General features: G+C 43.5%; 10 protein-coding genes. 1 reads left to right on the top strand and 9 read right to left on the bottom strand.

Annotation, left to right across the window (positions count from 1 at the left end; all coding sequences use genetic code 11):
• Positions 1–105 precede the first annotated feature (105 nt).
• The gene (locus tag P2W71_RS19625; RefSeq protein ID WP_276373020.1) at positions 106–1,110 is read left to right on the top strand and encodes a glycosyltransferase family 9 protein; all 1,005 of its coding nucleotides are present in this window, start codon (positions 106–108) and stop codon (positions 1,108–1,110) included.
• Between the two features lie 58 nt (positions 1,111–1,168).
• On the opposite strand, the gene P2W71_RS19620 is transcribed toward P2W71_RS19625, so the two are convergent.
• The 9 genes from P2W71_RS19620 to P2W71_RS19580 form a co-directional block, all read right to left on the bottom strand.
• A complete protein-coding gene (locus P2W71_RS19620) occupies positions 1,169–2,518 on the bottom strand; it encodes a RagB/SusD family nutrient uptake outer membrane protein (protein ID WP_276373019.1) in 1,350 nt (449 codons plus the stop codon).
• A gap of 10 nt (positions 2,519–2,528) precedes the next feature.
• Positions 2,529–5,609, bottom strand: a complete 3,081-nt coding sequence (locus P2W71_RS19615; RefSeq protein WP_276373018.1) for a TonB-dependent receptor — start codon at positions 5,607–5,609, stop codon at positions 2,529–2,531.
• Between the two features lie 205 nt (positions 5,610–5,814).
• Positions 5,815–7,698, bottom strand: a complete 1,884-nt coding sequence (locus P2W71_RS19610) for an amidophosphoribosyltransferase (RefSeq protein WP_276373017.1) — start codon at positions 7,696–7,698, stop codon at positions 5,815–5,817.
• 116 nt (positions 7,699–7,814) lie between these two features.
• On the bottom strand, positions 7,815–9,293 hold the full coding sequence (locus tag P2W71_RS19605; RefSeq protein WP_276373016.1) for an NADH-quinone oxidoreductase subunit N: 1,479 nt from the start codon (positions 9,291–9,293) through the stop codon (positions 7,815–7,817).
• 3 nt (positions 9,294–9,296) lie between these two features.
• Positions 9,297–10,910 (bottom strand): NADH-quinone oxidoreductase subunit M, encoded by a 1,614-nt coding sequence (locus P2W71_RS19600; protein WP_276373015.1) that lies wholly within the window; start codon positions 10,908–10,910, stop codon positions 9,297–9,299.
• Between the two features lie 35 nt (positions 10,911–10,945).
• Positions 10,946–12,871, bottom strand: a complete 1,926-nt coding sequence (locus tag P2W71_RS19595) for an NADH-quinone oxidoreductase subunit L (protein WP_276373014.1) — start codon at positions 12,869–12,871, stop codon at positions 10,946–10,948.
• Between the two features lie 2 nt (positions 12,872–12,873).
• Positions 12,874–13,179: an NADH-quinone oxidoreductase subunit NuoK gene (gene nuoK / locus P2W71_RS19590; protein ID WP_276373013.1), complete on the bottom strand. Its 306-nt coding sequence runs from the start codon at positions 13,177–13,179 to the stop codon at positions 12,874–12,876.
• Positions 13,179–13,679, bottom strand: a complete 501-nt coding sequence (locus P2W71_RS19585; protein WP_276373012.1) for an NADH-quinone oxidoreductase subunit J — start codon at positions 13,677–13,679, stop codon at positions 13,179–13,181. The genes nuoK and P2W71_RS19585 overlap by 1 nt, the downstream gene beginning before the upstream one ends.
• Before the next feature lie 14 nt (positions 13,680–13,693).
• Complete coding sequence (locus P2W71_RS19580) at positions 13,694–14,392, bottom strand: 4Fe-4S binding protein (protein WP_276373011.1); 699 nt, start codon at positions 14,390–14,392, stop codon at positions 13,694–13,696.
• Between the last annotated feature and the right edge of the window lie 4 nt (positions 14,393–14,396).

The raw sequence follows: 14,396 nt of genomic DNA, 5'->3' as shown, positions 1-14,396 counted from the left end.
ACACCCGGTGCTTACCTAATCCGGCCACACCCCATATTAAAAACCTGCGCGACGGGGCGGGTATATTCAAAACTTTAACACTTAGAACCTCAACACCTCAACACTTTGAAGGCTTTAATCATTTGCGGATCGACACTTGCTGAGGCAGTTTTTGCTACACCTATCATTAGGACAATAAAAGTCCAGCTGGATGATGTGGAGGTTCATGTGCTTGCTCATTTGTCATCGGCCTTTACGCTGGATGAGAACCCGTATGTGGATCAGATTCATTTTTCGCAGCCCTCGGTTTGGAAGAACTTTCGTCGACTGAAAAGTGAAAAGTTTGACCTTGTTATTAACCTAAGGGAAGATTGGGCATCCAAGGCATTGGCGTTGTTATTAAATTCCAAGGCCTATCATTTGAAATCTATTCGATGGAAGCGATGGTTGATGATCAATCTTAAAATTGATCAGTTACCAAATCAGCACCTGGTAAACCGGATGTTCGACAGTCTGGAGGGCCTTAAAATAAAACCAGATGAATTGGGTTTGGATTACTTCATTCCAGAAAAGGATAAGGTTGCCAGGGAATGGTTGCCAGCGGATTTTCAACAGGGATACTTTGTGTTCTGTATTGGCGCTTCCTACAATACCCGTAAGCTCACCGTTGACAGGATGATTGAGCTTTGTGATAAGATAAACAAACCTATCGTTTTGCTTGGATCCAAGCAGGATTTTGAAATTGGTGAAGTGGTCAGTAGTTTTTTTGGTAAATCAGTTTCCATCAGTTACGAGGAAGGCTTGTTGGAGTTAAATAAACGCACAATTGTTTACAATGCTTGTGGTAAATTTAATTTCAATCAAATGGCCAGCGTAGTCCGGCAGTCGCGTGGAGTTTTCACTTTTGACAATGAATTTATCGCCGTAGCCTCTGCCTTTAAAAAGGAAATTATCGGGTTGTGGGGAAATACCATTTTATTGTTTGGCGGGTATCCCTACCGTACCAAGTTTACAGTTTTAGAAAATAACCGTATCTCGTGCAGACCATGCACAGCCAGGGGATATGATAAATGTCCGAAAGGACATTTTAAATGTATGAACCGGATTGTCTTTGATTTCTATTTGCCCTAAAAAACGTAGAGACGCAATGCATTGCGTCTCTACGATAAATTCAGAAAGATTTTTCGGTTTATAAATATGCGTCGTTTTGACCTAAATCAGGGTTGATGTTAAGCTCGCGCAATGGAATTGGAAATATCAATTCAGGGGCATCGAAAGGAAGATCTCCAACGTTAGACTGTGTCCTTTTAATATCATGAATGAGATGTCCTTCGAAGGCAAGTTCCAGGTGGCGTTCCAGCAAGATATCATCTAACGTAAGCACTACCAGCGGGTCGAGATTCACTCTTTCGCGGATGAGGTTGATGTCGTTGAGTGGTGTGTCGCCCAGGTTTGTCCCTTCCCGGAAATTTGCTTCTGCACGGGTAAGATACATTTCAGCAAGACGAACGATATTTACATTTCCAAACTGATTATTCCATTTGCCGGTACGCTCGTCATCATAGAATAAATTCAGGCGATCGTCGTTTGGTTCGTATAGCTCAAAGTGTGCAAGCTCGATGTATATATCACCACGGCCTCCGTAATCGGATGAGGCGAAATACGTATTCATATCGTTAACACCATCCTGCGAATTGATTTGAATAGCAAACACATCTTCTATGGTGGCGTTTCCACCTTCCTGCGATCCTTTGTTAAACGCGTCTGCATATCTGTTGGTAAGGCCATAGATGCCTGACTCAATGACCCTGTTGGCTGCTTCAGCGGCATCAGCATAATTATTTTGCATCAGATAAACCCTGGAAAGTATCGCACTGGCCGCGTATGTTGTCGCGAAGAAACCGTTCTCTTCCGGAAGCAGGGTTTCTGCTGAGGTCAAATCGTCGATAACCAGATCGTACACTTCTGCTACACTGCTTCTTGACACTTTTGCCATGGCATTTTCAGTTGTCGTAGGCTCCGTCACAATGGGAACTCCGGGGTTAGATGCAGGAGTTCCATCGGTCCAGGTTCTCGCATAACTTCTAACCAATTCAAAGTAAACTGTTCCCCTGATGAATCTTGCTTCACCTTCGATGCGATCTCTGCGATCTTCTGTTACCAGGTCGAGGTTAGCCAGTACGTTATTGCATATGTTTATTGTTTCATAACTATCCAGCCAAGTAGCTTCAGCTTGGTCGTTATTGATTAACATACTTTTTGTCCAGATTTCCCCTGGAGATACGAAGGTTCCGTCCCAAAAAAGTTCACCGTTGTCACCCATTAACTCGGCGTCCATTTGAATATTTCCACCATAAACATCAATGTCGCTTAAAGCATCATAGGCGCCTACCATCAAAGCTTCAACATCGGCGGAGGTTTTCAGAGCGTTGTTCGCGTCAATGCTATTGTTTGGCTCAAGATCCAGTTGATCTCCACAGCGTATTGACACGAGTGAAGCAATCAATATAAATGAAAGTGCTAATATTTTCTTATTCATATAGGTTCAATTAAAATCCAATGTTGATACCGAATGTAATTGTCTTTGGCTGAGGAGCGGAATAAAAGTCAATACCCTGGTTGATGTTTCCGGTGGTTTGACTTGTTGAAGTGCTCGCATAGGTGTCTGAATTAACTTCAGGATCCCATCCTTCATAATCCGTAAATGTTAGAAGGTTTTGTGCACTGGCGTAGATCCGCACGGATTGTAATTTAGCTTTGCTGATAAAAGATTGCGGAAGCATATATCCCAACGTAATTGTTTTTAACCGGAGATACCCTGCGTCATAAACATAGCGTGATGATTCTCCAGTGCCATTTGCACCAAACAGACGTGCCTGAGGAACATCTGTAATATCCCCGGGGTTTTGCCAGCGAGCCAACTGATCACGGGTTTGGTTATCAAAGAAGTCGCCGTTGGCGGTCATGAATTTACCACCTCCGTTATACACCTGATATCCAAAAACTCCGGTAAACAAGACGCTCAGGTCTATTCCCTTATAGGAGAAACTATTGGTTAAGCCTAACATAAAGTCGGGATTTGGATCGCCGACTTTCATTAGCTCTGCGGCGTTGTAGTCGTTGGTTTTAATAAGCGTACCATCGGTGTCTTTTGCCCAATACAAAGCATCACCGTTGTCAGGATCTACACCGGCGTATTTCGGACCATAAAAAATCCCGATAGGTTCGCCTTCAACTGCACGTGAAAGAAAATCGCCTTGAATAACTTGATCTTGCAGATTGGTTATTTTGTTTTTGTTTTTTGAAAAATTGAAGCTGGTGTTCCATTTTAATTCGCCCACGAGATTTGCTGTATTCAGCACAATTTCAAATCCTTTATTTTCCAACTCACCAACGTTTCTGGTTTGTGTGCGGAATCCCGAGTGACCCGGCAGATTTACATTCAATAACAGATCAGTAGTATTTTTTACATAATAATCCAACTCACCGCTGATGCGATTATTAAACAATCCAAAATCGATTCCGATATCCGTTTGTTTTGTTTGCTCCCATCCCAAGTCAGGGTTTTCAAGTCTTTCTGGACTTTGCCCCGGGACGCCCGCATAGCCTACGCCTTTGTATAATCCGCGTGAGTCAAAATTTCCGATTTCCGCATTTCCTGTTACACCATAACTTGCTCTTAGCTTTAAAAATTCTATGACGCTGTTACCCGACAGAAACCCTTCTTCGCTCAAAACCCATCCTGCTGATATCGCTGGGAAAAATCCGTAGCGGTTATCCTTACCGAAACGCGATGATCCATCGATTCGACCACTCACACCAAGGAGGTATCGATTTTTGAATTTGTAGTTTGCGCGGGCAAAATAAGACAAGAAACTAAAGGCTGTTTCTTCCGTGACACCAGCCGTAATTTTGGCTGCAGAAGTAATTTCTTTAAAGGCGTTGCTGGGGAATTGCTGAGCGGTAAGGTCGCTGTAATCGGTATGCGATTCCTGAAAACTCATACCAGCAACAACTTCAATATTATGTTGATCTAACGCCTTTGTGAACGTAAAATAGTTGTTGGTTGTATAGTTGAAAACTTGGGTCCAGGTATCATTTCCTAATCCTCTTGGTGCACTTGAATTTCTCGCTGTTTCACGACCATAGTATGCATCTTCGTGTTGGTTTAAGAGGTCATAGCCGGTTTCCGTTCTGAACGAAAGCGATTTTGTGAAATTATAAGCGGCGTAAAACGTACCAAGGTTTCTAAAGATAGTCGTGGTGCGTTGGGCGTATTCAAGATCCAGCAAAGGATTATAATAAATTGGAAAATTCGTGTTTGGATTACCACTGTTAACATCTAATGCGCCACTCGTTAAATTGGTGCGCGGATCTATAACGGGGGTCATAGGCGACAGTGCAATAATCTGCATGGGTGTGGAGAATGCATTATCGTCGGCTACCCGATAGTTAATCGTTCGATTCAAACTGAAATTAACGCCTACTGAAAACTTGTCGGTGGCTTTATGATCGAGATTAATTCTACCTCCTAACCGTGTTAGATCGTTATTAACAATAATGCCCTCCTGATCGCTCATGGAGCCTGAAATGAAAAATTGAGTTTTTTCATTGCCGCCGCTAGCGCTAATATCAATTTGATTAAATCCTCCTTTTCTGAACACCTGATCTTGCCAATCTGTATCAACATAGTTGGGAGACGCAGGATTTTGCCAACTGTCCCGGTTGCCTGCTCCGTACCGATCAAATCTGTTCTCTAAAGAAGTAAGCGTAGTAGCATCAGTGTTTGCCCTGGATTCCATAAACAGCTCCACGTACTCCTCTGTATTTAAGAATTCCCGTCTGTTGGTAGGGGTACTTACACCGGAAACATAGCTAACATTAAATTTAGTTTTTCCCGTTTTACCGCGCCTGGTGGTAATCTGTACAACACCATTTGCAGCCCTTGATCCATAGATCGCTGAGGCAGCCGCGTCTTTAAGGATATCAACTGACTCGATATCATTTGGATTAAGGTCTGTCAGTGGATTGGTGTTAGCCGTAAAGCTGGACTGATTTTGTGACGTAACGGGTATACCGTCGACAACATACAACGGTTGATTATCTGCTGAAACAGAGGAAGCACCACGAATACGAATTTTCATTCCCTGGCCTAACTTTCCCGTACCCGCTTCAACAAATACCCCGGCAGCACGTCCTTGTAAGGCTTGTTCAAAGGTTGTTACGGGGATACCTTTTATGTCGTCACCTTTTACTTTGGCTACATTTCCGGTAAGATCCTGTTTAATCTGTGTTCCGTATCCAACAACCACCAGCTCTGTCAGCTGAACAGCATCAGGTTCTAAAACAGCGTCGACGACGGTTAACGCGCCAATCTCCCGTTCGATCGTTTTAAAACCGATAAATGAAAATACAAGTGTGTTGTTGCCGGCAGGAACATTCAAGGTATACATGCCCTCTGCATCGGTGGCTGTACCAATGGTTGTCCCTTTGATAAGCACATTAACTCCAGGTGCGGGAGAGCCATCTTCAGCAGAGGTCACCTTTCCTGAAATTACTCTTTCTTGTCCGAACACTGGTACATAAAGAAATACCAGGCAGACGACTGTTAGAAGTAAATTTCTCTTCATAGATATAGGGTTAATTATCTACCTATTAAAATAGGTAAAAAATAAACACGGGGGATGAAACGGGATGAAAAACTACCGCGTAATGAGTGAAAAGAAATATATGTTGCTAACGGAAGGTCTATCAAACGATAGCAGCAGGAATTTACAATCGATTATTTTTTACTTGGGCGAAGCGTCAAATGGTGTTTTGTTGCGCTCGCTTCATTTAGTAAGCCCGCACCAGCTTTCCCTCCATGTAGTTAACATAAGAGCGGTTAACAACTTTCATTCCGCCGGGCGTTGGATAATTTCCTGTGAAATACCAATCACCGGAGTGATGCGGAATCGCCTTATGCAAATTTTCTACGGTTTGGAAAACTACCTCTACATCGGCTTTCATATCGGCGGGTTTAACGATCTGCGAAATTTTTGCCGAAATCTCTTCGTATGTGAATTGCGCGTAGAGTTCTTTTACATAGTTAAGCTGAGTTTGATGGCCACGCGCGCGAATACATTTTTCATAAACTTCACCGAGAATGTAATCCTTGCCTCTGTCTTTCAGTAAGGCAGCCATCGCCCTGAATGCAACGAAGTCGCCCATGCGGCTCATGTCAATGCCGTAACAATCAGGGAAACGAATTTGTGGAGCTGAGGAAACCACAACAATCTTTTTCGGCTCCAGACGATCGAGCATTTTAAGAATACTTTTTTCGAGTGTAGTACCGCGAACGATAGAATCATCAATAACAACCAACGTATCGATACCCTTTCTGATTACTTCGTAGGTGGTATCATAAACGTGCGCTACCATTTCATCGCGATGCTCATCATCCGTAATAAACGTGCGTAGTTTTACATCTTTTAATACCAGCTTTTCGATTCGTGGTCTGAAAGAAAGAATGTCATCGAGTGAATCCACAGATGGTTTCTGGTCGATAATGATATCCTTTTGTTTTTTAATAAGATAATCTTCGATACCTGCCATCAAACCATAGAAGGCTGTTTCAGCGGTATTTGGAATGTAAGAGAATACGGTATTTCTGATATCAAAATTAATGGCGCGCAACACTTGGGGTACCAGCAGTTTCCCCAGTTGTTTACGTTCTTTATAAATATCGGGATCGTTGCCACGGGAGAAATAAATTCTTTCAAAGCTGCACGATTTTTTCTCGCCGGGCTGAATGATCATTTGCTGACTATAGTCACCGCTCTTGTCGATGATCAATGCATGGCCGGGTTTGATTTCTTCTATCTGATTGTAATCAATATTAAATGCTGTTTTGATGGCGGGCTTTTCCGATGCTACTACAACCACTTCATCGTTGGCATAAAAGTAAGCGGGACGGATTCCATTGGGATCACGGACTACGAAGGCAGAGCCTGAACCAATCAATCCTGCCATGGTATAACCACCATCGAAGTCCTTACAAGCCCTGCGAAGCATGCGCGTCAGATTCAATTCGTTTTCAATGATCTCGGATACTTCGCGATTAGAGAATTTGTCTTTGTATTTATCGAACAACCCTTGAACTTCTTCGTCGAGGAAGTGCCCGATTTTTTCCATTACGGTAACAGTGTCTACTTTTTCTTTGGGATGCTGACCGAGCCCAACCAGGAGATCAAAAAGTTCATCAACATTGGTCATGTTGAAATTGCCAGCCATCACAAGATTACGGCTGCGCCAATTGTTTTGACGCAAAAAGGGATGAACGTTTTCAATACTGTTCATCCCATGTGTTCCATAACGAAGATGTCCTAGCCAAAGCTCACCGCTGAAAGCAACGTTTTCTTTCAGCCACTTTTCATTCCTAAACTTCTGCTTTCCTTCTTTTTGAGCTTTCTTATATTTTTTGCCGATTTTTTTGAAAAGGTGGGCTACGGGTTGTGCTTTGATGGAACGGTAACGGCTAATGTATCGATGGCCTGAATCTATGTCGATTTTGATATTGGCAATCCCTGCGCCATCCTGACCGCGGTTGTGCTGCTTCTCCATCAGGATGTACATCTTATTGACGGCATACATGGAACCGTACTTTTCAATGTAATACGAGAGAGGTTTTCGGAGTCGGATCATTGCTATTCCGCACTCATGAAGAATCTGGTCTGTCATTTTTCCGTGGTCCGTTATCCGTTAGTTGTTATCCCGTTTCCCGTTAATGCCTACGATATCCGTTTACTATGCCTTTTTAAAAGCATCGGCTAACGGATAGCAGATAACGGGCAAGTCTAAAGCGCAAAGTTAATTTTATTAATCCATCTCATCAACAAATCAGGGTTGAAGAACAAGACGAGTATCACTAGAACCAATGTGAGGCCAAAAAAATTTTCAAACGTTTGATTATTTGTAATTGGATTGGATTCGGCCTTTTTTACGAAGGCATAGAAGGGAATTTTTAAATAATAAAAAAGTGAAATAACTGTGTTAAGTAAGCCAAAAACCAGCAGCCAAAGCAAAATTGATTTGCCGTTGAGCTGATAAGCCTCCCAGGTTGAGGAAAAAATGAAAAGTTTGGCAGTGAATCCAGCTGTCGGAGGAAGGCCGGTTAAAGCGATAAAACCCATTAAAAGAAAAACACACGGCCACACCAGCTGTCGTCCGACGCCTGCAAAAGATTCCAATGTTTCAAAACCTGCAGCTTCAAAATATTGCAGGTAGACGAAAACCAAAAAGTTCACGAGCAGGTAGACAGTGGCGTAAAACAGCATAAAGTTAATTCCACCGGGAAGGAAAGCAGCCACACCAACCAACAAAAATCCGGATTGGGCAATGGAAGAGTACGCCATCAGTCTTTTTGGTCGTTTTTGTAAAAGCGCTGAAAAGTTTCCGACAGTGAGGGAGATCATGCTCACCAGGCAAATAACAAATTGCCAGTCATGAACCGATTGGCCGAATAAATTCAAAGCCAACGTGAATTTTGTTAAAATACCCAATCCTGCAAGTTTCGGAACGACCGAAAAAAAGGCCACCACTGGCATGGGGGCTGCTTCATAAACATCGGGCGCCCAGGGATGCAGGGGAGCAGCAGCCATCTTGTACAAGAACCCTGCGAGTGCCATGCTGCCGGCGACAAGCAACAAGGTGGACTGGTTGTTGATTAATGCATTTACAAAAACCGGAGACGCGAATTCAAATGAGCCAGTCATTCCATACAAGAAGGTAAATCCATACAACATCACGGCGGAGGCGACGGATCCGAAAAGAAAATATTTCTGACTTCCTTCTGCACCTGATTTTGAAAAAGAAAAGCCTGTCAAAATGTATGAGCTGATGGAAATCAATTCGAGTGCAATGAAAACCGTCACGAAGTTCATACTCATGACAAGTAAGTGCGCGCCTAGCACGACAGTTACGATAAGGGCATAGTATTCGGATAGATGTTGCTGCTTTTGATACCGCCATGTCATCAACACGGTTAGCAATCCCCCAACGTCGATCAGTATTTTTAAATAGGCAGAAAAATTATCGGCACGAAGCATTCCATTGAAGATATTGACCGGTATATCTTCCAATGGCCAATAGAGAACCAGCGTGAGTAGCGATGTAGAAAATGTAAGGAAGCTTAAAACAGTTAACAGCTTGGACGCATCTTGTTTTATAAGTCCTGCGATAAGGAGTATAATGATCGCAGAACACAATATCATTTCAGGAATAAAAAACCCGAAACTCGCGCGAACCGATTCTAACTGGTCGTATAAACCTGTCACGGGTTAAAGGTTTAATGTTAGGTTCTTGCCCGTAGTCAAAACAAATTCTGTGAGGTGTCTGGCAAAGGGGTCGATAACTGAAAGCATGGGCTGGGGAAAAATGCCAAAGCACAACGTAGCGGCTGCCAGCGGAACAAGCATGATGTACTCACGCTTTGTCAAATCAAAAATCTGATCCTCTGAAATATGTCCTTTGATATTAAACGGTCCAAAAAACATGCGTTGCAGTGTCCACAAGTAATAGGCTGCTCCCAGTATCAAGCCCAGCGTGGAGATGATGGCAAAGCTCTCAGGCAAAACACCTGTGGCACTGTTGGATCTGAATGCACCAAGAAAAACCATGATCTCTGCAATGAAGCCAGAAAAACCTGGCAGCCCAAGCGAAGCAAAGAATGCGATCAGTACCATGGTTGTATAGGATTTCATTTTAGAAGATAAGCCTGAGTAGGTATTGATCATTCGGTCATGTGTACGATCGTACAATACACCGGCAAGCAAGAAGAGCATGGCAGAAATTATACCGTGACTGAACATTTGGTACACTGAGCCTGTAACACCTTCCGCCGTAAGCGATGCAATTCCTAACAAAACAAACCCCATGTGAGATACGGAGGAGTAAGCAATCAACCTCTTCAGATCTTTGCTTGCCATCGCGTTCAGCGCGCCATAGATAATCGAAATCACCCCCATCAATCCGACAAACCATCCGAAATACAAAGCGGCTTCTGGAAAAATAGGATAGGCAATTCTTGCGAGACCATACCCGCCGATCTTCAATAGCAGGGCGGCGAGTATTACAGAGATGGGTGTCGACGCTTCAACGTGGGCATCGGGAAGCCATGTATGCAAAGGAACCATCGGAAGTTTAATGGCAAATCCAATAAACAAAAGCAGGAATGCCCATAGCCTTCCGTTATAAGGCCCAATCTGCCAAGGGTTATTTGGATCAAGAATAGAGTTGGATATGAAGTTGACCGGCTCGGACATGTGCAGTAAGTTGAAGGTATGCACCAGTGTTCCAGATGATGAAGGATCGTGGACGGATACATAAAGTCCAATCATGACGATCAGAATAAAGATCGACCCCAACAAGGTATACAAGAAAAATTTTATGGAAGCATATTCTCTTCTGGGACCGCCCCAAATAGCGATGAGAAAAAACATCGGCAGCAACATGAATTCAAAGAAGAGATAGAACAGTAAGAAGTCGAGCGCTGTGAAGCTACCGATAATGGAAGCATTTAGAATTAACAACAGAATGAAATAACCTTTCACATTTTGTTTAACCGTCCAAGACGAAATTGTGGCAATGCACATGATAAAAACCGACAGGATGATCAGCGGAAAACTGAGGCCATCAACTCCTACAAAATACGTTGCTTTCAAAGTACCCCACGTCCCAAGGCCTATCGTGATCCATGATTGTTGCTCAACAAACTGAAGCGCGCTAGCGTTTTCATACGACCCGAGCATAAAAAAAAGCACAGTTATCTGAAATGCATTTGCGATCAGGGTCAGGTATCGAAAAGAACTTTCTGATTTGGCTGGTATTAAAAGCCCGACGAAGGCGGCGACCAGAGGACTAAATATTAAAAATGAAATCAGGTAATGATGCATCAATAGTATATGTTAGCCATTCCGCTTTCTATCTTTTAAAGCAGCGTCCAAATTAGAAAAATAATAATTGTAAATATGGACCAAAAAATATAAAGCTGAATCTTTCCATTTTGGAATGTCCGGGTTACGCTACCCACGCCTCTTACAAAACTGGCCATTCCATTAACCGTTCCATCAACGAAAGCCCGATCGATCCAACCTGTTACATGGGCAATTAATACTTGCACATAGGCAGTGGCATGAATAAAACCATCAATCCATTTTTTGTCTAATGTTATTGTGATGGCGGGCACTTTAAGGCCAATTTTTTTTGTCATCCAATCAGTTAAACGGTCGACGTAAAACGCATTGAAAAGAACATCGGCGTAAAAAGATTTTTCCCGGCTAAAGTATGCTGTGGCCAGTGCCATAATTACCCATACTATTGAAAATAAGGTGACGCTCCAACTATGTTCCATTGCGGGGTTCATCCACCGCGTATGAACAAAGGGATTCCAGGACACCATGATCCACAGAGAAGCCAGTGCCAAGGTAAAAAGCGGCACTTGCATTACGGCAGGTGGTGCCGAAATAGAAAGTTCTGAAGTTTTTTTTTCGGACCCGAAAAATATGTACCAGATCATTTTGAACGTATACAGGACCGTTAAAAACGTAACCGTAAAAGCTCCGCCGACTACAAGCCATTGCCAGGAAAAATCCGCGCCGGCCCATGATATCAAAGCGGTTAGGATGGCATCTTTAGATAAAAAACCAGAGAAGAAGGGGAGGCCGGCAAGTGAGCTTCCTGATAATATAAAGACAATAAAAACTACAGGTAATTTTTTTCTAAGACCGCCCAGGTTCCTGACGTCTTGAACATCGAAGTGAGCATGGGCCTGGAGCTGCGCATGGTGCAACGCATGAATGACGGCACCGGCTGCTAGAAAAAGACAGGCTTTGAAAAATGCATGCGTGAACAAATGGAGAAATGCGGCGTCAGAAGCCCCGGCCCCCAGCGCAGTGACCATCAGCCCGAGTTGTGATATGGTAGAGTACGCAAGAATTTTCTTTATGTCATACTGGCCCAGCGCTGCGAATGCGCCTATGAGAGCCGTTATAATTCCGACAACAGCAACGACATCAAGCGCGATGGGTGTAAACAGGGCGAACGTCCTGATCACAAGGTAAACGCCTGCAGCCACCATCGTTGCAGCATGGATTAACGCCGACACTGGTGTTGGACCTTCCATAGCATCAGGTAACCAAGTCAGCAAGGGAAACTGGGCAGACTTTCCCACAACCCCACAAAAAATACATAATGAAGCCGCAGTTTGCCAGGCGGCCATAGCATCTGTAAGGCCTATTTGATTAAGTGCGAACGAGCCTTGATGAGTCCACAACAACATGAGTCCGACAAGAAATCCAGCGTCACCAATTCGATTTAAAATGAAAGCCTTTTTTGCTGCACGGGCTGCAGCGGGCTTTTCCTTCCAATGACCGATCAACATGTACGACGAAAACCCTACCAGTTCCCAGCCCACGAACAACAATAATAAATTATCAGCCAGCACAATCATGAGCATGGAGAAAGTGAACAGGCCCAGCATGGCAAAATATTTTCGAATGCTGGAATCGCCAGCCATGTAGCCTATGGAATAAAAATGAATTAGAAAAGAAATGAACGTAACCACTAAAAGCATGGTGGCCGACAGGTTGTTCAGCAGCAGGCCAGCCGTTAGGGGATGGCCTGAAATGACAAACCAGTTCCATGCAATACTAAAAGGTTGATCATCATGAAGAGAAAAAAACACCACAGATGATGACAATGCACTGACAAGAAGTAAAAGTGGCGCAGTAATGGATACTGCCCATGAATATTTTTCAGAAATAGCGAAGGAAACGATAAATGAAGCCAACGGTAAGGCCACTGAAAGCAACAGACAAATTTCGAAGAACGTGGAATATGTAATGTTACTTTGCAATTCTATTCTTTTAGTTCACTTATGGAATCCGTTACTGATGTTTGATAATATTGATAGACCTGAAGCACGATGGCGAGTCCCACAGCAGCTTCGCATACGGCGACAATAATAACAAACAACACAAACATTTGCCCATCGACCGATGCCGGCCAAAGCTGGTTGAAGGCAACTAAATTTAAATTAGAAGCATTCAGCAGCAGTTCAATCCCCAGGAGCACCATGATGGTGTTTCGCTTGGTAATAATGATCAGCAAGCCAACGGAAAAGAGCAACGCCGCAAGAAACAAAAAATGTTCAACAGGAAACATCACTCTTTTTTTGATTTAATCGTTGAAGCAACCACCGATGCGCCAACAAGTGAGATGAGCAAAAGAATTCCCGCCACTTCAAAAGGCAGGACGTATTTGCTAAACATGGAGACGCCAATGGTTTGAATGCCATTAACAGGTGAAGAGGGGAGCTGCTGCACACCTGTTGTTAAAAAATATTCTTTTGAAAGCACATATATCAATAAGCCAAAACATCCGCCAGCGGCAAGGATGCCGGATAACAAATAGGTGTGCTCGACAGCTAAAGGTTTTTCGGAAATTTTTGTCGTTAGCATTATACCAAAAATGATGACCACTAGAATTCCGCCAGCATAAATTAATATTTGGGTTACTGCAATAAACTCAGCAAACGCCAGAACATATATCCCTGCTAATGCCAATAGGCATACGATCAGGAGTAGCGCTCCATAAAATACATTTCTAGATAGTGCCAGGGCCACCGCCGACAATGCAGCAACAATTTCAAAAAAATAAAACATGAAGGATGTAAGCGTCATGTTGTAGCGGGTGGTGTAGGTGGTCCGGGGGGCTTTATTTTGGGCTTGAATATCGGCTTGGCAACCGGTGCCGAAACTGGCGCTGCTTTCTTCTCATCGGTCTCCACGCGAACCGGCGGGTTTACGGCTTTGCTTTTTTGATGTTCTTCTAACTTTTTCTTTTTCTCAGCAATTTCTTCATCGGTCATTTCGGAAAATGCAAAATTGTGCTCCATGATATTGGTAACGCTGAAGTCGTACACCTTCGTCATGGTTAAACATTCTGTCGGACAAACCGTCGTGCATAATCCGCAGAAGCAACATTTGCCCATGTCAATATCAAAGGTTGCCGCGTAAATCCTTTTCGGAGTTCCATCGGATGTTTTGCCAATCTCTTCGGTTGCTTTGATGGGAACAATATCAATACAATCAACCGGACAAATCTTTGCGCATTTATCGCATACAATGCAGTCGTCTATTTCATTGTGAAGGCGGTAACGACCGTTGTCAGGTACGGGCTGCATTTCATACGGGTATTGAATAGTTGCAATGCCTTCGCGGTCAGCAAAATAATCAGACGCATGGATGGACTTTACCGATTGTGTATTCCTTGACTTGATCAGATGGCGCAGCGTAACGCGCAGTCCGCCCCACAACGAGCGGATAGACTGCGAGATATTTTTAAAGTAGGATACGTTGCTGTGCCTGTGTTCCATCCTG

The organism is Chryseolinea sp. H1M3-3 (assembly GCF_029360725.1).
In the GTDB taxonomy this organism is placed as follows: Bacteria; Bacteroidota; Bacteroidia; order Cytophagales; family Cyclobacteriaceae; genus Chryseolinea.
This window is presented reverse-complemented; position numbering and strand designations above follow the sequence as displayed.

Excerpts from the sequence above, each read along its gene's own strand:
- P2W71_RS19580 (WP_276373011.1), bottom strand. The coding sequence starts at position 14,392 with ATGGAACACAGGCACAGCAACGTATCCTACTTTAAAAATATCTCGCAG.
- P2W71_RS19585 (WP_276373012.1), bottom strand. The coding sequence starts at position 13,679 with ATGTTTTATTTTTTTGAAATTGTTGCTGCATTGTCGGCGGTGGCCCTG.
- P2W71_RS19615 (WP_276373018.1), bottom strand. The coding sequence starts at position 5,609 with ATGAAGAGAAATTTACTTCTAACAGTCGTCTGCCTGGTATTTCTTTAT.
- nuoK (WP_276373013.1), bottom strand. The coding sequence starts at position 13,179 with ATGTTTCCTGTTGAACATTTTTTGTTTCTTGCGGCGTTGCTCTTTTCC.
- P2W71_RS19620 (WP_276373019.1), bottom strand. The coding sequence starts at position 2,518 with ATGAATAAGAAAATATTAGCACTTTCATTTATATTGATTGCTTCACTC.
- P2W71_RS19600 (WP_276373015.1), bottom strand. The coding sequence starts at position 10,910 with ATGCATCATTACCTGATTTCATTTTTAATATTTAGTCCTCTGGTCGCC.
- P2W71_RS19610 (WP_276373017.1), bottom strand. The coding sequence starts at position 7,698 with ATGACAGACCAGATTCTTCATGAGTGCGGAATAGCAATGATCCGACTC.